We start from the raw sequence: 19,731 nt of genomic DNA, 5'->3' as shown, positions 1-19,731 counted from the left end.
AGCATCGCGCTGAAAAGTTAACAGCTCGGCGCCTCGTTTACAACACCTCCCGCGTCAAAAGCAAAAATGCCGTTCAGTGCTTAACTGAACGGCATTAGCGCATATGTGGCGCTTTTTCATTGATGCGCAAACGCACGAGAAAACGCGCGACATATCAGGCGCAGCGCGGCGAGGTAAGACGCGCCCGTCAGCCCGCATGCCCGACGTACAACCACACGCCGCACGCGACGGCGACGCTTCCATACACGGCGTACACGGGCAGCTTGAGCTTCGCGAAGCACACGCCCGAAAACAGCGCTGTCACGAGATAGGCAGGTTCGAACGGCACATTGCGTGCGATGCGCAACACGGCGACGGCGAGAAACGCCGTCGTCATCGCGCGCAGCACGCGCATGCCGTGCTCGAAGCGCGGGTTCGTCTTGAGCTGGCGCAGATGGCGCTGCGCGAGCACGACGAGGCAGCCCGACGGCACGAAGAGCGCGAGCGTCGCCATCACTGCGCCTTTCCATCCCTGGATCAGGTACCCGAAAAACGGCACGACGTTCAGCAACGGTCCGGGCGACAACGGCGACAACGAAAAGGCGAGCGTGAACTCGTTGTCGGTCAGGCCAATGGCGGGCGTCACGAGCAGCGTCTTCAGTACGGGCAGCGCCGAGAAGCCGCCGCCGAACAGCGTCAGCCCCGCGCCCGCGAGGCGCGGCCACAGCAGCGCGCGTTCGTAGCGATGCGGCAACGGCAGCGCGAAGATCACAAGCAGCACGCACAGACCGATCATCAGACGCCAGTCGCCGGGGCTGAGCGTGGTCGCGAGGCGCGCGCCGCGCGCGTCGCTGCGCACCCAGCCCGACATGAACGCGGCACCCAGCATGCCGATGTATGCCGCGGGCGTATGCGCGCCGACGAGCGCGATGCAGCCGAGCGCGGCCGCCGTCCATTCGAGCCGACCGCGCACGAGCGCGCGCGTCTGTTTGTACCAGGTCACGCCGATCAGCGTCGCGAGCACGACGCTGAAGTGATTGAGCAAGGTCTGCGACGCGACTTCGCGGACGATCGGCGTCTGATAGAAAAGCGCGAACGCCGTCATCAGCATGAAGAACGGCAGCACGCTCGCGAGGCCCGCGACCCATGCGCCCGCGCGCCCGCGCAACACGTGGCCGAGCTGCACGGCGACGTTGCAGCCGACGGGCCCCGGCACCATCCACGCAAGCGCGACGATATCGGAGAACGCGAGCCGCGTCAGGCGCTCCTCGCGTTCGACGTAGTGGTTCTCCAGTTGCGCCATTAGCGCGAGCCCGCCCCACGACAGCGCGGACAATCCAAACACGACGCGAAACAACGTCCAGAGCGGCTCGCGCTCGTTGCATCGCGTGGCTTCGTCTACGGTCGGCGGGCGGAGCGCCGTCATATGCCGGACTGGCTGCATGCGAACACCTTTATCGGAGGCGGTTTCTTATGCGGCGCGCGCCGCCGTTGGCCGCGAGGACGCGCGCGCTTCGGGTCATGCGCCGCCGGACGCGAGCATTCGGGCGGCGTTGCTGCCGTTCATGTTCTGCATGGGTTGCAGCGGACGGCCAGGGAGGAAAGCCGCGTCGATGCGGCGTGCTCCGTTCAGACCGACTCGTTGCTTGTGCTGGTGCTGATGCTGGTGTTGAAACGTGAAGCGTCGCTGCTGCTGTCGATGTCGGTGCTGTGCACGACATGCGCGCTGTGCGTGCCGCAAACGCCGAAGCGTTCGAGCAGCGTCGCGATGCCCTCGGCGGGCACGGGCCGCGAAAACAGGAAGCCCTGCGCCTCGATGTGTCCGAGCGCCGCGAGCCATGCGATCTGTTCTTCCGTTTCCGTGCCTTCGACGACGACCGTGAGCCCGAGTGAGCGCGCGAGGTTGACGATGGCCGTGACCATCACGCAGACGCTGCGGTCGCCGGGAATGGCCTGCACGAATGAGCGGTCGACTTTCAGCGTATCGACCGAGAAGCGGTTCAGATACGACAGCGACGAATAGCCGGTGCCGAAGTCGTCGAGTGCGATGCGCACGCCGAGGCGCTTCAACGCAAAGATCTTTTCGGAGACGAGTTCGGGATATTCCATCATCGCCGTCTCGGTGATTTCCAGTTCGAGGCGGCGCGCGGCGATGCCCGTTTCCTCGATGGCGTGCGAGATCGTCTCGTACAGGTCGCCGCGCCAGAACTGTACGGCCGAAATGTTCACCGCGAGTGACAGCGTGTCGTAACCGTGCTGCTGCCATTGCGCGAGTTGACGGCAGGCGGTGCGGATCACGAAGTCCCCGATGGGCACGATCAGTCCCGTCGATTCGGCGACGGGAATGAACTCGTTGGCGGGAATCAGCCCGTGTTGCGGATGATTCCAGCGCACGAGCGCCTCGAAGCCTGTGATGCAGCGGCGCGCGAGATCGATCTTCGGCTGGTAGGCGAGGAACAGCTGCTGGTCGGCCAGCGCGACGCGCAACTGCTGCTCCCACTTCATCAGACGGTCCGCGCGGTGCGACAGATGCGGCGAGTAAAACTGATAGCAGTTCTTGCCTGCATCCTTGGCGCTGTACATCGCAAGGTCGGCCTTCTTCAACAGGTCGATTTCGCTTTCGTTCGCAACCGAGTACAGCGCAATGCCGATGCTCGCATGCAGCACGAACGAGCTGCCGCGCACTTCGAACGGCTTCGAGAACACGTCGGAGATGGCGTCCGCGAGCGTGACCGCGCGCTTCTCGACATCGTCGCCCTTGATCACGACGACGAACTCGTCGCCGCCGATGCGCGACAGCGTGCCCGCATCGGCGACGGCGTCGGCGAGCCGCGCGGCTGTCATCTGCAGCACGATGTCGCCGGCGTTGTGGCCGAGCGTGTCGTTGACCGTCTTGAAGTTGTCGAGGTCGATGAAGAGGATCGCGAGGTGCCCGAGATTGGCCGGCTGCGCGACGTCGTGGCGCAGGCTCTGCAGCGTCGAGTAGCGGTTGCGCAGGCCTGTCAGCAGATCGAATTCGACGAGATGCGTCATCTCGCGCTCGCGTCCGAGCAGCTTGCCGATCAGCCCGGTGGCGACGGCGAAGAAGCCGAGCATCGCGAGCGAGATGAAGCTCGCCATCAGCAGATAGACGTTGCGCGTGTGGTTGTAGTCGGCGAACTCTTCGGCTTGCGACAGACCCACCAGCACGCCGAGCGGATAGCCGTCGATGTGCCGGTACGAGACGATGCGCGTGACGTTGTCGATCGAATCGACGTAAGTGCCCGACACGTGTTCTGACGTGGGATACACGCCCGTTGCCGTGAATACGCCTTGCGAATGCTCGGAGTTGCCCGTGCGCCGCGCGAGCACGGCGCCGCTGTCGGAGATGACGGCGATCACGCCGTCGTGTCCGATGGCCGCGTTGTTGTAGAAGTCGCTGGTGAAGTAGCTCGGGTCTTCCGATACGACCACGACGCCCGCGAACGAACCGTCGGGATGATTCAGGCGGCGCGTCATCTGCAAGGTCCAGTGACCCGACACGCGGCCGAGTACGGGCTTGCTGATGTAGAGCTGGTCGTCGTTCTCGTGCTCGTGGACCTTGAAGTGTTCGCGGTCGGACAGGTCGATCGGTTTCGGATTGGCTTCGACCGTGTTCGCGATGAGCTTGCCGTGCTCGTCGATCAGCGAAACCTGCACGAGCGTTTCGCTCTGCACGACGCCTTTTTCGACCGTGCTCGCGAGATCGAAACGTCCCGGCGATTTTTCGAACTCGTATTTGACAAAGCGCGTGATCTGATCGACCTGGTGGATTGCCTTGACGGTGTGCTGCTCGAGCGCCGCCGACAGGATCGCCGCCGAGGCCATCGCCTCGCGATAAGTCGTTTCCTTCTCAACTGACAGCCGCGCGAAGATTACCGTCCACAGCAGCACGAGCACCAGCACGCCGAGCGCGGGAATCGCCAGCAACGCGCGGCGGCGCGTGCCCGCCGGATCGAGGCGGTGCCTGACGTCGCGCGCGGAAGGAAGGCGGAACTGATTCATCGGTTGGACCGGGACCCTGGGCCTTGGCTGTGCTTGCGTTGCGGTTGAGGGTTTCGATTAGCTGCACGAATGTTAAAGCAACCGGCTGTCTTGACGAATTGATAGGTCGCAACGGCTTGTCGAAGGCGGGGCGGGGTGGCGAGCCGAGCCACCCGTTGGTCATCGGTTACGATTTGATATTACTGAATGGGCAAAAATTAAGGAAGGGCTCGCGCTTCGGGTATACGCTGTCCCCGGCGGGCATGCGGACAACTGTCCGGCCAAACGGACGAACTGTTCGCACGGACACGCGCACTGGGCGTCTGGAGCACCCCGTCGATAGGGCGTGGAGGTCGCGCTTGTCGTCCGAATGGAATGCCAGCAGCCATGTTCGCGACGCGGCTATTCATGCAACCTGCATGGATAGCCGCTGGCGCGTGAGATCCGGGCGATGGATGTAGCGCGTCGCGCGCATTTTTAGAACATTCAGGTGACGCGCGAGTGTCAATTTTGATGGTGATGCGTCGGGCGAGCGTCGGGGATGTCCTGACCGTCATGCGCCAACAACATGTGCCACGACGGTCACGATCGACCTTCGTCGCAATACGTCACGGCAGACGGAACGTGCCGTCGACGATCGTCACCGATGCGCCGCCAATCCAGGTCTTGCCCGCTGCATCGTCATAACGGACGTACACGTCGCCGGCGCGTCCCAGCGCGGTGCCCTGGCGTACCGTGTACTGCATGCCGGGCCGCGTGTTCTGCGCCGTAAGCAGACCCGCAAGTGCCGCGTTCGCGCTGCCCGTCACAGGGTCTTCCCCCATGCCGAGGCCGCCGCCCATCATCAGGCAGCGCAGTTCGAACGTCGCGGGCCCGTGCGCGTCGTGCGGACCATACGCCGCGATGCCATGCGCGCCGACCGTCCTCGCGACTCGCCCGAGCGCGGCCGCATCCGGGTCGAGCGCGAGGCACGCCTGCGCCGACTTCATTCGCACGACGAGCCATTGCGGACCATTGTCGACGCCGCAAGGCTGCGCGGTGTAATCGACGGCATCGCTGCGCAGCGCTTCTGCCAGCGCGCCGTATTGATCGTCGGCGAGCGGCGTGACGCGCGCAGGCGGCGCGGCGAATGCCCACACATCGCGCGCGCTGTCTGCTTCCGTCAGCTCGATGAGGCCCGCTGCGCATTGCTGCACGAGCCGGCCGGACTGCTTCGGCTGATTGCCCGCTTCGCGCCACGCGTGCGCGCTGCCGAGAGTGGGGTGGCCGGCGAACGGCAGCTCGCCGCGCGTCGTGAAGATGCGCACGCGATAATCGGCCGACGGGTCGGTCGGCTTTAGCAGGAAGGTCGTTTCCGACAGATTGGTCCAGCGCGCGATCGCCTGCATCTGTTCGCTGTCGAGCCCGTCCGCGTCGAAAACGACAGCGAGGGGATTGCCCTTGAACGGCACCGATGTGAAGACGTCGACCTGTTTGAAGCGCACGGTGTGCTGTTGCATCGTCGGTTCCTCTTTCGTTTTTTGCTGGGTCTGCGCCGCGACGTGTCGGGTCTTGTGTTGCGAACCTGGACCGTCGATGCGAGCGCCGGGCTTTCGAAACGGCGCGTGCACAAAAAAGCCGCCGATGGCGCTTTCACATCATCGACGGCGTATCGGCATCGTTGCACGCCGTGTGGACAGGGTCGGCTTACGCGCGTGCGCGTGCAACCACCGCCTCACAGCGTGCGCGAATGGCCGCTTACTGCACTTCGGCGATCAGCTCGATCTCGACGCATGCGCCAAGCGGAATCTGCGCGACGCCGAACGCCGAACGCGCATGCTTGCCGCGCTCGCCGAACACATCGGCGATCAGCTCCGATGCGCCGTTCGTCACGAGATGCTGCTCGGTGAACGTAAGCGTCGAGTTCACGAGGCTCATCACCTTGACGATGCGCGTCACGCGGTTCAGGTCGCCGACATGCGCGTGCAACGTGGCGAGCAAGTCGATCGCGACGGAGCGCGCAGCTGCCTTGCCTTCTTCCGTGGTGACGTTGTCGCCGAGCTTGCCCGCCCAGACCTTGCCGTCCTTCTTCGCGATGTGGCCCGACAGATAGACCGTGTTGCCGCTTTGCGCGCTCATCACGTAAGCGGCGGCGGGCGCGCCCGCGACGGGCAGCTCGATGCCCAGTTCCTTCAGCTTGTCATACACATTGGCTTGAGCCATGACATGTCCTCGTCGATGAATGGAATGTGTTGAGGTTCAGACGCGCGCGCGGATCAGTTCCGCGAGACGCCCGACGCCTTCGTCGATCTTCGCCGGCGGCACGGTCACGAAGGAAAGACGCAGCGTGTTGTGCTGCGCCTGGTTCGCGAAGAACGGGCCGCCCGGCACGAACGCGACGTTTTGCGCGACGGCCGCTTCGAGCAGCTTCATCGAATCGATGTGCTCAGGCAGCGACACCCAGATGAACATGCCGCCTTCCGGACGATTCCACGTCACGCCTTCAGGCATGTAGCGTTCAAGCGAGTTGAGCATCGCTTCGCACTGGTCGCGATAGAGCGCGCGGATTGTCGGCACGTGCGTATCGAGGAAGCCGTCTTTCACGACTTCATGCACGATGCGCTGCGTGAAGCTGGGCGTGTGGAGGTCCGTTGCCTGCTTGGCCTGCACGAGTTTGAAGTGCAGCTCTTCGGGCGCAATGATGTAGCCGATGCGCAGACCCGGCGCCAGCACCTTCGAAAACGAACCGAGATGCACGATGTGATCGGGCGCCATCGAAAGCATGGTTGGCAGCGGCTCACCCTTGTAGTCGAGCGCGCCGTACGGATCGTCTTCGATGACGGGGAAGGGCGCCGACTTCGCGAACTCGGCGAGCGCGCGGCGGCGCTCGACAGGCAGGCGGCGTCCCGTCGGATTCTGGAAGTTCGGCTGCGCGTACAGCAGGCGCGCGCCCTTGGTCAGCTCAGGCGTGAGGCCTTCGGGAATCAGGCCGTTGTCGTCGGTCGGCACCTGCATATAGTGCGGCTCGTACATCGAGAACGACTGCAGCGCGCCGAGATACGTCGGCGTTTCGACCAGCACTGGGCTCTGTGGGCACACCAGCACCTTGCCGAGCAGATCGAGCGCCTGCTGCGAGCCCGTCGTGATCAGCACCTGGGACGCACGGATCTGCGCGCCGTTTACCGAATAGCGTTGCGCAACCCATTCGCGCAGCGGCAGATAGCCTTCCGTCGCGCTGTACTGGAGCGCGGCGGCGGGCGAGTCGCGCAGGATGCGGTCGCTCGCCGCGCGCATTTCTTCGGCGGGGAACGTGACGGGCGACGGCAGGCCGCCCGCGAACGAAATGACCTCGGGCCGCTCGGTGACCTTCAGGATTTCGCGGATCGCCGAGCTGGTCAGCTTGCGAGCGCGTTCGGACAATTGCCAGGTCGGGGCATTGAGGTCGCTTTGATTCATGGTCTCCTCGTCGGTGTAACGGGTACAGGTGGTCGGTCAAAAGAAGGATTATCGCGCGAAGTCGGCTTCAGGCGGCACGAACCGGCCGCACGGCCGTCCGCACGGCAGCCTTGCGGCCCAGCATCACGGTGGCGATCACGGCAGCCGCGAACAGCCACGTGACGGGCGCGACGTTCTCGCCGAAGAACAGTGCGGAGAACGCCATCGTGAAGAAAATCTGCAGCAGTTGCACCTGGCCGACGCGCGCGATGCCGCCCATCGCGAGGCCCGCGTACCACGCGAAAAAGCCGATGAACTGCGAGAACAGTGTGACGTAGCCGAATGCGAGCCACGTCTGGAGCGCGACGGGGCCGGGATGCGCGACGTGCTGCGCCCAGCCGAGCCACGCGACGGGCATGACCAGGAACGGGGCGGACACCACGAGGGCCCAGCAGATCACCTGCCAGCCGCCCATCTGCCGCGCGAGCCGCGCGCCTTCCGCGTAGCCAAGCGCGCCGATGCCCACGGCCACGAGCATCAGCAGGTCGCCCGCCTGGAACGCGCCGCCGCCCGCCTGCAAGGCGAACGCGACGACGATCGCGCTGCCGCCGATGGCGCTCGCCCAGAACGCCTTCGACGGCCGTTCGTGCGACAGCCACGCCGCGTAGATCGCGACGCACAGCGGCTGCAGCCCGTTGACGACGGCGCCGTGCGACGCGGGCACGCTCTTCATCGCCCAGGCCGAAAACACCGGAAACGCGACGATCACGCCGAGCGACACGACAGCGAGGCTTTTCAGCTGCGACCACGTCGGCAGCTTCTCGCGGCGCACGGCGAGCAGCACGGCAGCGGGAACGGCGGCGGCGAGCGCGCGCCCAAGGCCGTTCAGCAGCGGGCTGAATTCGGCGACGACGATGCGGGTCATCGGCAGCGTCAGGCTGAAGATCATCACGCCGATCAGGCCGAGCCACATGCCCTGGGTTTCGCGCTTCATTGCTTGTTTGTCTCCGTCAGGTTTACTTGAGCGTGCGCAGCCCGCCCGGGGTTTCGATATCGGCGGCAAGGGCGGGCGCGCCGTCCGTGTGTTCCAGCGCGATCAGCTGCGCCGCGCCGAGCCATTGCAGCTGCTGCGCCACGGTGTCCGCCTGCGGGTGCCAGCCCTTCAGCGCTTTCAGCGCGAGCCCCGTTTCCGGCAGCACGGCCGACGGCGTGCGCGGCGAGTCCCACTGGATCAGCGACGGCACAACGCCGTCGCCCGCGCCTTGCCACGCGGGAAACGCGCCATCGTCGGCGACCGTCAGGCTCCACGTGAAATCGCCGCGCGTCATCGGCACGACGGTCGATATGCGCTGCGGATACTGCTGCTGCCACAGCGCCAGATTCTTCGGGCGCTCGACACGCGCCACCCAATGCGACAGATACGGGCCGCTTTCGAGACGGGCGCGCGTGGCGGGATCATCGAGCGCGAAAAGGCGCGCGCGGGCGTTGGCGGGCTCGTCGGCGTCGGGATCGATGGCGATCACTTCCAGATACGCGCCGCCCCACAGGTTGAGCAGCCGGTTGTGCGTGCGCATCGACGGATGCGCGCCGCCGCCCGCGGGCGCCGCGCCGAGCGTATCGGCGACGTATTGCGTGCCTTCGTCGAGCGTGCGGGCGGAAACAACGAGATGGTCGAGTCGTAACGTATATGCGGTCATGGCTGCAAGAGGACGGTCGTTCTGCTGGATGCCGTTGCCGCAGGCAAAGTGCCTGCCATGCCGGACGACCAGGGTTAATCCGTAAGAATAACCGTTGGGCTTGCGGCCGCCCCATGCGTGGTGCGGCAGGGCCGGTATCAGCGGGCTTTTGCACCGTCGCTGACGCGGCGGGCAAATGGAGCGGAAACGGATTGAAGCGGATTGGAAACAGCGGCAGCGAGAACAGCGTGGAACCAAATGTACCGACAGTGACCGGCACAGTAACGGTACAATCGCCTCGATACCGTTCGGTACAGTTGGCCGTTTGCCGAGCTGTCAGGCCGAACCGTCTCGTTTCGCTTGAAGTCACGCCGTTTTCGACGTCGCTTTTGCCGCACGCTGCCGGAGTACGCCATGTCCGTTCCGCTCGATCTGATTCCCGCCCCGCACGACGCCTCGGCGCTCACGCTCGTCGATCAGCTCGTCCAGTGGGCGCGCCGCCGCATCGAGGAGCGCGTGTTCCGCCCCGGCATGCGCATGCCCTCGATCCGCAAGCTCGCGCTGGATAAAGGCGTGTCGCGCTTCACGGTGGTCGAGGCGTACGAACGGCTCGTCGCGCAGGGTTATCTCGATTCCCGGCGCGGCTCGGGCTTTTATGTACGCGAGCGGCTGGCCGTCGGACCGCTGGCCGTCGAACGCCGCGCGGCGACGCAGGATGCCGCGCCCGCGCCCAGCACCATCGACGTCGTCTGGCTGCTGCGCAACATGCTGCACACGTCGACGCGCCCCGAGCGCGGGCCGGGCCTCGGCTATTTGCCCGCGCGCTGGCTCGACGGCGAACTGATCACGGGCGCGCTGCGCACGCTCGGGCGGCAAAGCGGCGCGCAGATGCTCGGCTTCGGCACGCCGCAAGGCTTTTTGCCGCTGCGCCAGCAGTTGCAGACGCGGCTGGAAGAGCTGGAAATCGGCGCGTCGCCGGAGCAGATCGTGCTCGTGTCGGGCATCACGCAGGCCATCGACCTGATCTCCCGGCTCTATGTGCAGCCGGGCGATACCGTGATCGTCGGCGATCCGGCATGGTTCCAGATGTTCGGCCGCTTCGCGTCGCAGGGTGCGCGGCTGGTCGGCATGCCGTACACGCCCGACGGCCCCGATCTCGACGCGCTGGAAACGCTCGTGCAGACATGGCGCCCCAAGATGCTCGTGATCAACTCGGTGCTGCAGAACCCCACGGGCACTTCGCTGACGGCGGCGCAGGCGTTTCGCATCCTGCGGCTGGCGGAAGAGTACGACTTCATCGTCGTCGAGGACGATATCTACGGCGATCTGTGCCCGCCGGGCTTTCCCGCTACGCGTCTCGCGAGCCTCGACCAGTTGAAGCGCGTGATCTACCTGGGCAGCTTTTCGAAGACGCTCGCGGCGAATCTGCGGGTCGGGTTCGTGGCGTCGTCGCTGGACGTGGCGAAGGCGCTGACGGACCAGAAAATGCTGGTCGGCATGACCACGCCGGAGCTGAACGAGCGTGTGCTGTACAAGATCCTCACGGAAGGGCATTACCGGCGGCACGTCGAGCGGCTGCGCGCGCGGCTCGATACCGTGCGCGACAAGTCCGTGCGGATGCTCGAAAAGACGGGCCTGCGCATGTTCCAGACGCCGGCGGCGGGCATGTTCGTGTGGGCGGATACAGGCGTCGATGCCGATGCGCTCGCGGCCGCCGGCCACGAGGAAGGCTTCTTGCTGACACCGGGCAGTCTGTTCTCGCCGCAGCAGTCGCCGACCACGTGGATGCGCTTTAACGTCGCCAATTGCGGCGATCCCGCGCTGCCCGCGTTCCTGTGCCGCTATCTGGATAGCGTCGCGCGGCGGGCATCGTGAGATTGTCGCGCGCCTCTTGAATCCGTCGCGCGCGGCCCCATTTAACGCGGCAATGTCCGACACAGGCGCGGCAGCCCGTGCGGACAACATCTGCTTCGCGTCAACAAATCACCGGATCAACCTGCAACAGAAAGAGGGACATCGACCATGGCACAAGAAACCATGAGCTTTCAGGCGGAAGTCAAACAGCTTCTGCACCTGATGATTCATTCGTTGTACAGCAACAAGGAAATCTTCCTGCGCGAGCTGATTTCGAACGCGTCGGACGCGGCGGACAAGCTGCGCTTCGAGGCGATCGAAAACAACGCGCTGTACGAGAACGACCCGAACCTGCGCATTCGCGTGTCGTATGACAAGGCCGCGCGCACCATCAGCATCGACGACAACGGCATCGGCATGAGCCGCGACGAGGCGATCGCGAACCTCGGCACGATCGCGCGCTCGGGCACGAAGGAATTCTTCGGCAAGCTGTCGGGCGACCAGCAGAAGGACGCGGCGCTGATCGGCCAGTTCGGCGTCGGTTTCTACTCGGGCTTCATCGTCGCTGACAAGATCACGGTGGAAACGCGCCGCGCCGGTTTGCCGGCATCGGAAGGCGTGCGCTGGGTCAGCGCGGGCGAAGGCGATTTCGCGGTGGAAACGATCGAGCGCGCGCAACGCGGCACGACGATCACGCTGCATCTGCGCGCCGACGAAGACGAACTGCTGTCCACATACAAGCTCAAGTCGATCATCCAGAAGTACTCGGATCACGTCGCGCTGCCCATCCTGATGCAAAAGGAAGAATGGGACGCCGAAAAGAGCGAGATGGTCGCGAAAGACGAAGACGAGACCGTCAACCAGGCCAGCGCGCTGTGGACGCGCGCAAAGAGCGACATCACGGAAGAACAGTACAAGCAGTTCTACCAGCATCTGTCGCACGATCACCAGGACCCGCTGACGTGGACGCATAACCGCGTCGAGGGCCGCAGCGAATACACGCAGTTGTTGTACGTGCCGTCGCACGCGCCGTTCGACATGTGGAATCGCGATCATCGCGGCGGCCTCAAGTTGTACGTGAAGCGCGTGTTCATCATGGACGACGCCGAGCAGTTGCTGCCCGCCTATCTGCGTTTTGTGAAGGGCGTGGTCGATTCCGCCGATCTGCCGCTGAATGTTTCGCGCGAACTGCTCCAGGAAAGCCGCGACGTGAAGGCGATCCGCGAAGGCGTGACCAAGCGCGCGCTGTCGATGCTCGAAGAACTGGCGAATTCGGAAGAAGCCGCTGAGAAGGAAAAGTACGCGACGGTCTGGAAGGAGTTCGGCCAGGTGCTGAAGGAAGGCATCGGCGAAGACTTCGGGAACAAGGAGCGCATTGCGAAGCTTGCGCGTTTCGCGTCGACGCATAACGACTCGTCGGAGCAGAACGTGTCGCTGGCGGATTACGTCGCGCGCATGAAGCCCGAGCAATCGAAGATCTACTACGTCACGGCAGATACATACCAGGCCGCGAAGAGCAGTCCGCACCTCGAAGTGTTCCGCAAGAAGGGCGTCGAAGTGCTGCTGCTGACGGATCGCGTCGACGAATGGATGCTGTCGTTCCTCAACGAGTTCGACGGCAAGCCGCTGCAAAGCGTCGCGCGCGGCGATCTCGATCTGGGTCAACTGAACGACGAAGAGAAAGAGGCACAGGAGAAGGTCAGCGAAGAGCTCAAGCCGCTCGTCGAGCGCATGAAAGAGGCGCTGAAGGACAAGGCGAAGGACGTGCGTCTGACGTTCCGCCTGACGGATTCGCCGTCGTGCCTCGTCGCCGATGAAGGCGACATGAGCGGCTACCTGCAGCGCATGCTGAAGGCTGCCGGTCAGAAGGCGCCGACCTTCCATCCGATTCTCGAAGTGAATCCGGAACACGCGCTGGTGAAGAACCTGCGCACGGAAAACGCCAATTTCGACGACTGGTGCCATCTGCTGTTCGATCAGGCGCTGCTCGCAGAAGGCGGCTCGCTCGAAGATCCGGCGAGCTTCGTGAAGCGCACCAACACGCTGTTGCTCGCACGCTGATCGGCGTCGCGACGATGAAAAAGCGCTGCTCCCGCAGCGCTTTTTTCGTTTCTATGGTCTGGTGCGCAGCCCGCTAGCGTTGCGTCGCGGCGGCTTGGTGGCCGCGCACCTGAGCCAGCACCGAGCCCGCCAGTTCCTTCGCTTCGTGACAGGCGTGCGCGTCGGCGAGGACGTGCGCGGCCACCTTGCCGATCGTGGCGCTCGTGTGTTTCGACGTGTGATGCTGTGCGAGCGCGGAGCCGGCGAGTTCCTTTTCGATCTTCGATGCTGTCGATTGCTTCAGCACCAGCGCGGCGAGATGCGCGATGCGATCCGAGGTGGCTTTGTCGTGAGCGGTCATACGAACTCCGTGTCGAGTGTTGGGGAATGAGGCGGACGGACGCGTGCGTCTCGCCGACTATCTTCGACGTCGACGCGCGGCGATGTCATCAGCGCGATCTGGACTACGTGCCCGATCGGTCTGAACGTGCAGCAGGAAAGGTCGGGCCGAAAGCGCCCGCCAGGGTGCGCACCCTATAATGCGGCCCATGCCTATCCGTTTCGATGCTGCCGACGCGCATTGGCGCGTCGCGCCCCTTCCGGGTTTCTCGCCCGACCAGAAAGACTGGCTCACGCGCGGCGGTTCGCTGACGGCGCATCTGCGCACGCTCGGCGCCGTGACGGTGCGCGTGGCGCGTGAAGCCGTCAGCTTGCCCTTGGACGATGAATACGCCGCGCTCGGCATCGCGCCGCGCACGCCTGTATGGGTGCGCGAGGTCGCATTGTCCGTCGACGGCACGCCGTTCGTCGCCGCCCACAGCATCGTGCCGCTCGCGGCGAGCGCGGGCGTCTGGCAAGCCATGCGGCGTCTGCGCACGCGGCCGCTCGCCGAGCTGCTGTACAGCGACAGCAGCGTGTCGCGTTCGTCATTGGTGAGCCGGCGCGTGACGGCGCGGCATCCGCTGTATCGCATGGCTGCGCGCGAGATGAACGGCGCGCAGCCTCGCGCGTTGTTCGCGCGCCGCTCGGTGTTCGAGCGTGACGGCGCACCGCTGATGGTCACGGAATGCATGCTGCCTGCGCTGTGGGCGTGTCTCGCCACGCATGATCGCGAGCATGGGTCTGCGCATGTGCCGCGCGATCACGGCCAGGCGCTCGATCACACCGCTTCGCGCGCGGACGCCAACGCGAAGCGCGCGGCCAGACCCGGAGACGCACGCTGATGCTGCGCGGCTTTCCACCCGTCGTCGCCGAGAGCACGCACACGCTGATACTCGGCAGCTTTCCCGGCGAAGCGTCGCTGGCGGCGACGCAGTACTACGCGCATCCGCGCAACCAGTTCTGGCGTCTGCTCGGCGCGGTGATCGGCGAGCCGCTGCCCGAACTCGATTACCCGTCGCGGCTCGAACGCGTGCTGAAGCATGGCATCGGCGTGTGGGACGTGCTGGCCGCGTGCACGCGCGAGGGCAGTCTCGATGTCGCGATCCGCAATGCGACGCCGAACGACTTTGCGTCGCTGCGCGAGTACGCGCCGAAGCTCGCGAAGGTCTGCTTCAACGGCAAGACGGCGGGAAAGTTCGACAAGGTGATTGCGGCGGCGGGCTACGAGACGCTGGTGCTGCCTTCGTCCAGTCCTGCCAATGCTATGCTCTCGTTCGACCAAAAATTGCGCCTGTGGCGCGACATCCTCACATGACGAAACTGATCAAGCGCGCCTCGGCCGAAGCGCGTGCTTTCCGCAGCAACCCATCCGCAGCGTCCAGGCAAAAAATCTCGCGCGCGAAGACGCGTGCCTCACGCGACCAGCACGACGCAGATGACTTTTCGGAAGTCGCCAAAGCCTCGATGATCGAGGCGCCGCGCAAGCCGCGCTTTGCGCCCGTCACGTTCTCGGAAGAGGGCGGCGTGCGCTATCTGCATTTCGGCACGGAATGGGTGCAAGGCGCGATGCGCCTGTCGAAGCCCGATCACATCGAACTCGAATACGCACAGCAGATGATGTCGTGGCTGCTGTTTCTCGAAACGCCGAAGCGCATCGTGCAACTTGGTCTCGGCACCGGTTCGCTGACCAAATTCGCGCACCGGTTTCTCCAGCGTGCGCACGTCGAGGCTGTCGAGCTGAATCCGGCCGTCGTGATCGCCGCGCGCACCATGTTCGGCCTGCCTGCCGACGACGCGCGTCTGACCGTGCGCGAAACCGACGCGTGGGAATTCGTCAACGACCGCGCGAATCACGGCACGATCGGCGCATTGCAGATCGATCTGTACGACGCGACGGCGCGCGGCCCCGTGCTCGACAGTGTCGCGTTCTATCGTGCCGCGCGCGCATGCCTGACGCAGGCGGGCATCGCGACCATCAACCTGTTCGGCGATCATCCGAGCTTCGTGCGCAACATGAAGCGCCTGAACGAAGCCTTCGACGGCCGCGTGATCGCGTTGCCCGAAGTGCACGACGGCAATCGCATCGCGATTGCGTTTTCCGGTCCAGCGATCGATGTGCCGTTCAACCAGCTGCTCGAGCGGGCGAAGCTGATCGAGGCGAAGCTCGGGTTGCCCGCACGCAAGTGGGTCAAAGGCCTGCAGGCGTCGACGGGCCAGAGCGACATGCTGTCGATCTGACGCGCTTCGTTCGCGCCGTCCTCGCAAGCCCTGCGCTGGTGCAATGCCGGCGCATGCGCAACCGCCGTGCCCGGCCGTGCACGGCGCTCATCCCTGGCCGTCTCACTCGTCGCGCATCGCCACGCGAGCGCCGCGCGTCGCGACGAAGCAGTGATCGCCTCTGGTTTGGTGTCGGCTCCCACAGTGTGCGACCTTTAGCCTATTGACAACACCGTGGCGTTTAGGGTCAGCCCTGCTTGACCGGTCGTTCGCCCCTCCGATACTCTTTCGATGCTTTCGGGGCGCCTGAGCTGCCATCCGCAGTTCGGTCCATCTGCCCGCCAGACGCGGGAACACAATTCTATAAAAGGTAAGAGGAGACGTCATGGCTCACGACGCCGACGCCAACAAGGCCAGCAAGCACTGGCTGTGGCTTTTGCTGTTACCCTGGATCGCGATGATCTGGGTGCCGTCGTACAACAAGGTCGAACCGCAGCTGTTCGATTTCCCGTTCTTCTACTGGTATCAGCTCCTGTGGGTGCTGATCAGCGCCGTGATCACGGCGCTTGTCTACTTCAAGACGAAGACCCGCTCGAACGGAGGTGCACGATGAATGCAATCGCAACCTTCGTCTTCGTGCTGTTCTTCATCGGCGTCACGATTCTCGGCTTCATCGCGGCGCACTGGCGCAAAGGCGATCTCGCGCATCTCGAAGAGTGGGGCCTTGGCGGGCGCCGCTTCGGCACGGTCGTCACGTGGTTCCTGCTGGGCGGCGACCTGTACACCGCGTACACGTTCGTGGCCGTTCCCGCGCTCGTATTCGGCGCAGGCGCAACGGGCTTTTTCGCGCTGCCTTATACGATTCTGATCTATCCGTTCGCGTTCGTCGTGTTCCCGAAGCTGTGGAGCATCGCGAAGCGCCAGGGCTACGTGACGTCCGCCGACTTTGTCAGCGCGCGCTACGGCAGCCGCATGCTCGCGCTGGCGATCGCCGTGACGGGCATCGTCGCGACGATGCCGTACATCGCGCTGCAGCTGGTCGGCATCGAAGTGGTGATCGGCGCGCTCGGCTTCGACACGAAGGGCTTCGTCGGCGATCTGCCGCTGATCATCGCGTTTGCGATTCTCGCCGCGTACACGTACACGTCGGGCCTGCGCGCGCCGGCGATGATCGCCGTCGTGAAGGACGTGCTGATCTACATCACGATCGCTGCCGCCATCATCGTGATTCCGCCGCAACTGGGCGGCTTCGGCCATATCTTCAGCGCGGTGCCGCCCGCCAAGCTGCTGCTGAAGGCGCCGGATGTCGCGAGCCTGAACGGCTATAGCGCGTACGCGACGCTCGCGGTGGGATCGGCGCTCGCGCTGTTCCTTTATCCGCACTCGGTGACTGCAATTCTGTCGTCGTCCTCGGGCAACACCATTCGCCGCAACATGGCGATGCTGCCCGCGTACTCGCTGGTGCTCGGTCTGCTCGCGCTGCTCGGGTTCATGGCGCTCGCCGCGGGCGTGAAGGACATGCCGGAATTCGCGCCGTATTTCAAGGCGTTTGGTCCGAATTTCGCGGTGCCTGCGCTGTTCCTGCACTTCTTCCCGTCGTGGTTCGTCGGCGTCGCATTCGCGGCGATCGGCATCGGCGCGCTGGTGCCGGCCGCGATCATGTCGATTGCAGCCGCGAACCTGTACACGCGCAACATCCACAAGGAGTTCGTCAATCGCAACATGACGCACGAGCAGGAGACGAACATCGCGAAGCTGGTGTCGCTGATCGTCAAGGTCGGCGCCGTCGCGTTCATTCTCGGCCTGCCGCTGACGTACGCGATCCAGCTGCAATTGCTCGGCGGCATCTGGATCATCCAGACGCTGCCCGCCATCGTGCTCGGCCTGTACACGCGCGTGCTCGACTATCGCGGCCTGCTGATCGGCTGGGCCGTGGGCATCGGTGTCGGCACATGGATGGCGGTCTCGCTGAAGCTCGCGAGTTCGATCTACACGATCCACATCGGCGGCCTGGCGATTCCGGGGTATGCCGCGGTGTGGTCGCTGATCGTCAACCTCGTCGTGTCGGTCCTCGTCAGCCTCGCGGTGCGCGCGGCGGGCATGAAGCACGCCGAAGACCGCACGCGTCCGGAAGATTATCTGGACGTGCACGAAGCCTGATCGCGCCGCGCGGCGTCTCAGGTCGCATCGCACGAAGCCCGCAGCGAACGCTGCGGGCTTTTTTGTTCTCGCCGCACGGCGGGCCGTCACGCGCGACGCACTGGTGATACATTGACCTGTGCCCGTTCGCTCGCATTGGCGAGCCGACCCAGCGTGAGCCAGCCGATGTCTCTCGACGACCCGCCACCCACTCCGCCGCGCGACGCCGCCGGCAGCCCGCCGTCACCCGATGTCGCCGCGGCCGCCCATGCGAGGCGCGTGGCGCCGCCCCGTACGCGCATCGGCCGGCTCGCGCGCGCGTTCACGTCGCCGTATTACCGCTACCGGCACGCCAAGTTCTTTCATAGCCTGCGCGTCGGCCTTGCGATGCTGGTCTCGATCGTCGCGACCACGGGCGTGGACATTCCGCATGGCATCTGGGCGTCGGTGACGCTGCTGGTGGTGATCGGCGGGCTGCAGCATCACGGCAATATCCGCAAGAAGGCGGCGGAGCGCGCGGCGGGCACGCTGCTAGGCGCGACGCTCGGCCTCGCGCTGATCCTGCAGCAGAACGTGTTCGATTCGCTCACGCTCACCTATGTGCTGATGTCGGTGATCGCCGCCGTGTGCGCGTGGTTCGCGATCGGCGCGGCGGGCTACGTCGCGTTGCTGACGGCGATCACGATGTGCATCGTCGCGGGTCACGGCGACAACATGATCGATACGGGCCTCTGGCGCACGCTGAACGTGTTGATCGGCATCGTGATCGCGCTGGCGTTTTCATTCGCGCTGCCGCTGCACGCGACGTATTCGTGGCGCTATCTGCTCGCCGACAATCTGCGCGAATGCGCGCGCCTCTATACGCGGATGACGACGGGCGTGCCGATCGGCAGCGACGAGCAGTTGGCCGCGTTCATCCGCATGGGCAAGCGGCTCGTGCAGCTGCGCTCGCTGATGCCGTCCGTCGCGAAGGAAATCGATCTGCCCATTACGCGGCTCGACGAAATCCAGCGCCTGCATCGTTCGATGCTAAGCGCGCTGGAGATGCTGTCGACGGGAACGCTCGCGCAGGCGGAACTGCGCGAGGCGTTCGCGCAACAATGCGGCCCTCAGGCGAACGCGGTGCGCATGACGCTGCTCGGCGCCGCGCGCGCGTTGCGCTTCGCGGGCGCGACGCAGTTCCGGATGCCGCAGACGCCGTGCCTGTCCGTTGACACGGCTTCGACGCCGGTTCAGGCGGCCACGGGCGAAGCCCGGTCCGACTGCGATGAAATCGCCCCTGCATTGCAGGGGCCGGTTTGGCTCGCGCAGCGGTTCGCCGAGCAGGTGGAACGCATGCGTGCGTTGCTGGCGGCGACCGAGCGGAACTGGAACATCGAGGGCGACGCGCGCCCGGACGCCTCGCCTTGACGCCGCGTGGCGTACTTCGCCTTGCGCGTGGACTAGCTCGGGTGCTTGTCGCCTTCGTGCGGATTGGTGACCATCCACAGCACGCCGAATTTGTCGACGACCATGCCGAAGCCCGTGCTCCAGAACGTCGCCTGCCACGGCATCACCACGTTGCCGCCTTCTGAAATCGCCTTGAAGGTTTTTTCGCCCTGCGACGGATCATCGACGGTAATCGAGAGGCCGTAGCCTGTGTGCGTGCCGGGCGTTTCGTCGCAATTGCCGTCGGATGCCATCAGTTCCGTCGAGCCGATCCTGACCGTCGCGTGCATGATCTTTTCTTCGGTGCCGGGGCGGATGGGCTGCTGCGGATTCGGCGGCGCGTCCTTGAAACGCATCTGAAACAACACCTGCGCGCCGAGCTTCTCGCTGTAGAACTTCAGCGCTTCCTCGCAACGGCCGTTGAAAAACAGATAGGGCTGGATTTGCATCGATGTCTCCTGTCGATTGACCTACGCATGTTTCGTGCGAGCGCATCGCGGTGGTGGTGCGTCGAACGCGCGTGCAGTCGATTGTAGTCGGCGCTGCGGCGTCGAATGTGAAACCGTGTTCAACGGTGGAAATGATGTCGCGAGCGAGTGGT

Annotated in this window: 17 protein-coding genes; 8 read left to right on the top strand and 9 right to left on the bottom strand. The window is 64.8% G+C overall.

Going from position 1 to position 19,731, the window contains the following annotated elements:
- Nucleotides 1-187: 187 nt before the first annotated feature.
- From H3V53_RS32305 to H3V53_RS32275, 7 genes are all read right to left on the bottom strand, one after another.
- Nucleotides 188-1,405 (bottom strand): chromate transporter, encoded by a 1,218-nt coding sequence (locus H3V53_RS32305; RefSeq protein WP_336601306.1) that lies wholly within the window; start codon nucleotides 1,403-1,405, stop codon nucleotides 188-190.
- Nucleotides 1,406-1,608: 203 nt separating this feature from the next.
- Entirely contained in the window at nucleotides 1,609-4,002 is a 2,394-nt protein-coding gene (locus H3V53_RS32300; protein WP_336601305.1) for a bifunctional diguanylate cyclase/phosphodiesterase, read from the bottom strand.
- Nucleotides 4,003-4,589: 587 nt separating this feature from the next.
- The gene (locus tag H3V53_RS32295) at nucleotides 4,590-5,480 is read right to left on the bottom strand and encodes a PhzF family phenazine biosynthesis protein (RefSeq protein ID WP_336601304.1); all 891 of its coding nucleotides are present in this window, start codon (nucleotides 5,478-5,480) and stop codon (nucleotides 4,590-4,592) included.
- Nucleotides 5,481-5,718: 238 nt separating this feature from the next.
- Nucleotides 5,719-6,183, bottom strand: a complete 465-nt coding sequence (locus H3V53_RS32290) for an Atu1372/SO_1960 family protein (RefSeq protein WP_054927169.1) — start codon at nucleotides 6,181-6,183, stop codon at nucleotides 5,719-5,721.
- A 36-nt stretch (nucleotides 6,184-6,219) separates the two neighbouring features.
- Nucleotides 6,220-7,416 carry an aminotransferase-like domain-containing protein gene (locus H3V53_RS32285; RefSeq protein ID WP_336601303.1) on the bottom strand — a complete coding sequence of 399 codons (1,197 nt, stop codon included), beginning with the start codon at nucleotides 7,414-7,416 and terminating at the stop codon, nucleotides 6,220-6,222.
- Nucleotides 7,417-7,483: 67 nt separating this feature from the next.
- Entirely contained in the window at nucleotides 7,484-8,389 is a 906-nt protein-coding gene (locus H3V53_RS32280; RefSeq protein ID WP_336601302.1) for a DMT family transporter, read from the bottom strand.
- 22 nt (nucleotides 8,390-8,411) lie between these two features.
- Nucleotides 8,412-9,092, bottom strand: coding sequence for a VOC family protein (locus tag H3V53_RS32275; RefSeq protein ID WP_336601301.1), 681 nt, complete (start codon nucleotides 9,090-9,092; stop codon nucleotides 8,412-8,414).
- 393 nt (nucleotides 9,093-9,485) lie between these two features.
- Between H3V53_RS32275 and H3V53_RS32270 the strand changes: the two genes are divergently transcribed.
- On the top strand, nucleotides 9,486-10,946 hold the full coding sequence (locus H3V53_RS32270) for an aminotransferase-like domain-containing protein (RefSeq protein ID WP_336601300.1): 1,461 nt from the start codon (nucleotides 9,486-9,488) through the stop codon (nucleotides 10,944-10,946).
- A 147-nt stretch (nucleotides 10,947-11,093) separates the two neighbouring features.
- The gene (gene htpG, locus H3V53_RS32265) at nucleotides 11,094-12,986 is read left to right on the top strand and encodes a molecular chaperone HtpG (protein ID WP_336601299.1); all 1,893 of its coding nucleotides are present in this window, start codon (nucleotides 11,094-11,096) and stop codon (nucleotides 12,984-12,986) included.
- A 73-nt stretch (nucleotides 12,987-13,059) separates the two neighbouring features.
- On the opposite strand, the gene H3V53_RS32260 is transcribed toward htpG, so the two are convergent.
- Nucleotides 13,060-13,326 (bottom strand): hypothetical protein, encoded by a 267-nt coding sequence (locus H3V53_RS32260; RefSeq protein WP_336601298.1) that lies wholly within the window; start codon nucleotides 13,324-13,326, stop codon nucleotides 13,060-13,062.
- 187 nt (nucleotides 13,327-13,513) lie between these two features.
- Here H3V53_RS32260 and H3V53_RS32255 point away from each other — a divergent pair, with 187 nt between their 5' ends.
- The 6 genes from H3V53_RS32255 (at nucleotide 13,514) to H3V53_RS32230 (ending at nucleotide 19,112) form a co-directional block, all read left to right on the top strand.
- Nucleotides 13,514-14,188 (top strand): chorismate--pyruvate lyase family protein, encoded by a 675-nt coding sequence (locus H3V53_RS32255; RefSeq protein ID WP_336601297.1) that lies wholly within the window; start codon nucleotides 13,514-13,516, stop codon nucleotides 14,186-14,188.
- The gene (locus tag H3V53_RS32250) at nucleotides 14,188-14,661 is read left to right on the top strand and encodes a DNA-deoxyinosine glycosylase (protein WP_336601296.1); all 474 of its coding nucleotides are present in this window, start codon (nucleotides 14,188-14,190) and stop codon (nucleotides 14,659-14,661) included. Before H3V53_RS32255 ends, H3V53_RS32250 begins: the two co-directional genes overlap by 1 nt.
- Nucleotides 14,658-15,584, top strand: coding sequence for a class I SAM-dependent methyltransferase (locus H3V53_RS32245; RefSeq protein ID WP_336601295.1), 927 nt, complete (start codon nucleotides 14,658-14,660; stop codon nucleotides 15,582-15,584). The genes H3V53_RS32250 and H3V53_RS32245 overlap by 4 nt, the downstream gene beginning before the upstream one ends.
- Nucleotides 15,585-15,948: 364 nt before the next feature.
- A complete protein-coding gene (locus H3V53_RS32240) occupies nucleotides 15,949-16,176 on the top strand; it encodes a DUF3311 domain-containing protein (RefSeq protein ID WP_336601294.1) in 228 nt (75 codons plus the stop codon).
- Entirely contained in the window at nucleotides 16,173-17,723 is a 1,551-nt protein-coding gene (gene mctP / locus H3V53_RS32235) for a monocarboxylate uptake permease MctP (protein WP_054919754.1), read from the top strand. Before H3V53_RS32240 ends, mctP begins: the two co-directional genes overlap by 4 nt.
- A 165-nt stretch (nucleotides 17,724-17,888) precedes the next feature.
- A complete protein-coding gene (locus H3V53_RS32230; protein WP_336601293.1) occupies nucleotides 17,889-19,112 on the top strand; it encodes an FUSC family protein in 1,224 nt (407 codons plus the stop codon).
- 32 nt (nucleotides 19,113-19,144) lie between these two features.
- On the opposite strand, the gene H3V53_RS32225 is transcribed toward H3V53_RS32230, so the two are convergent.
- Nucleotides 19,145-19,579 carry a VOC family protein gene (locus tag H3V53_RS32225; RefSeq protein ID WP_336601292.1) on the bottom strand — a complete coding sequence of 145 codons (435 nt, stop codon included), beginning with the start codon at nucleotides 19,577-19,579 and terminating at the stop codon, nucleotides 19,145-19,147.
- Nucleotides 19,580-19,731 lie beyond the last annotated feature (152 nt).

Source organism: Paraburkholderia bengalensis, from assembly GCF_037126505.1.
Taxonomy (GTDB): Bacteria; Pseudomonadota; Gammaproteobacteria; order Burkholderiales; family Burkholderiaceae; genus Paraburkholderia; species Paraburkholderia bengalensis.
The sequence above is the reverse complement of the archived record's forward strand: the minus strand, read 5'-3'. Positions and strand labels throughout refer to the sequence as shown.

What these genes read in the sequence shown, in the direction of transcription:
- H3V53_RS32305 (WP_336601306.1), bottom strand. Translation starts at nt 1,405, where the DNA reads ATGACGGCGCTCCGCCCGCCGACCGTAGACGAAGCCACGCGATGCAAC.
- H3V53_RS32300 (WP_336601305.1), bottom strand. Translation starts at nt 4,002, where the DNA reads ATGAATCAGTTCCGCCTTCCTTCCGCGCGCGACGTCAGGCACCGCCTC.
- H3V53_RS32295 (WP_336601304.1), bottom strand. Translation starts at nt 5,480, where the DNA reads ATGCAACAGCACACCGTGCGCTTCAAACAGGTCGACGTCTTCACATCG.
- H3V53_RS32290 (WP_054927169.1), bottom strand. Translation starts at nt 6,183, where the DNA reads ATGGCTCAAGCCAATGTGTATGACAAGCTGAAGGAACTGGGCATCGAG.
- H3V53_RS32285 (WP_336601303.1), bottom strand. Translation starts at nt 7,416, where the DNA reads ATGAATCAAAGCGACCTCAATGCCCCGACCTGGCAATTGTCCGAACGC.
- H3V53_RS32280 (WP_336601302.1), bottom strand. Translation starts at nt 8,389, where the DNA reads ATGAAGCGCGAAACCCAGGGCATGTGGCTCGGCCTGATCGGCGTGATG.
- H3V53_RS32275 (WP_336601301.1), bottom strand. Translation starts at nt 9,092, where the DNA reads ATGACCGCATATACGTTACGACTCGACCATCTCGTTGTTTCCGCCCGC.
- H3V53_RS32270 (WP_336601300.1), top strand. Translation starts at nt 9,486, where the DNA reads ATGTCCGTTCCGCTCGATCTGATTCCCGCCCCGCACGACGCCTCGGCG.
- htpG (WP_336601299.1), top strand. Translation starts at nt 11,094, where the DNA reads ATGGCACAAGAAACCATGAGCTTTCAGGCGGAAGTCAAACAGCTTCTG.
- H3V53_RS32260 (WP_336601298.1), bottom strand. Translation starts at nt 13,326, where the DNA reads ATGACCGCTCACGACAAAGCCACCTCGGATCGCATCGCGCATCTCGCC.
- H3V53_RS32255 (WP_336601297.1), top strand. Translation starts at nt 13,514, where the DNA reads ATGCCTATCCGTTTCGATGCTGCCGACGCGCATTGGCGCGTCGCGCCC.
- H3V53_RS32250 (WP_336601296.1), top strand. Translation starts at nt 14,188, where the DNA reads ATGCTGCGCGGCTTTCCACCCGTCGTCGCCGAGAGCACGCACACGCTG.
- H3V53_RS32245 (WP_336601295.1), top strand. Translation starts at nt 14,658, where the DNA reads ATGACGAAACTGATCAAGCGCGCCTCGGCCGAAGCGCGTGCTTTCCGC.
- H3V53_RS32240 (WP_336601294.1), top strand. Translation starts at nt 15,949, where the DNA reads ATGGCTCACGACGCCGACGCCAACAAGGCCAGCAAGCACTGGCTGTGG.
- mctP (WP_054919754.1), top strand. Translation starts at nt 16,173, where the DNA reads ATGAATGCAATCGCAACCTTCGTCTTCGTGCTGTTCTTCATCGGCGTC.
- H3V53_RS32230 (WP_336601293.1), top strand. Translation starts at nt 17,889, where the DNA reads ATGTCTCTCGACGACCCGCCACCCACTCCGCCGCGCGACGCCGCCGGC.
- H3V53_RS32225 (WP_336601292.1), bottom strand. Translation starts at nt 19,579, where the DNA reads ATGCAAATCCAGCCCTATCTGTTTTTCAACGGCCGTTGCGAGGAAGCG.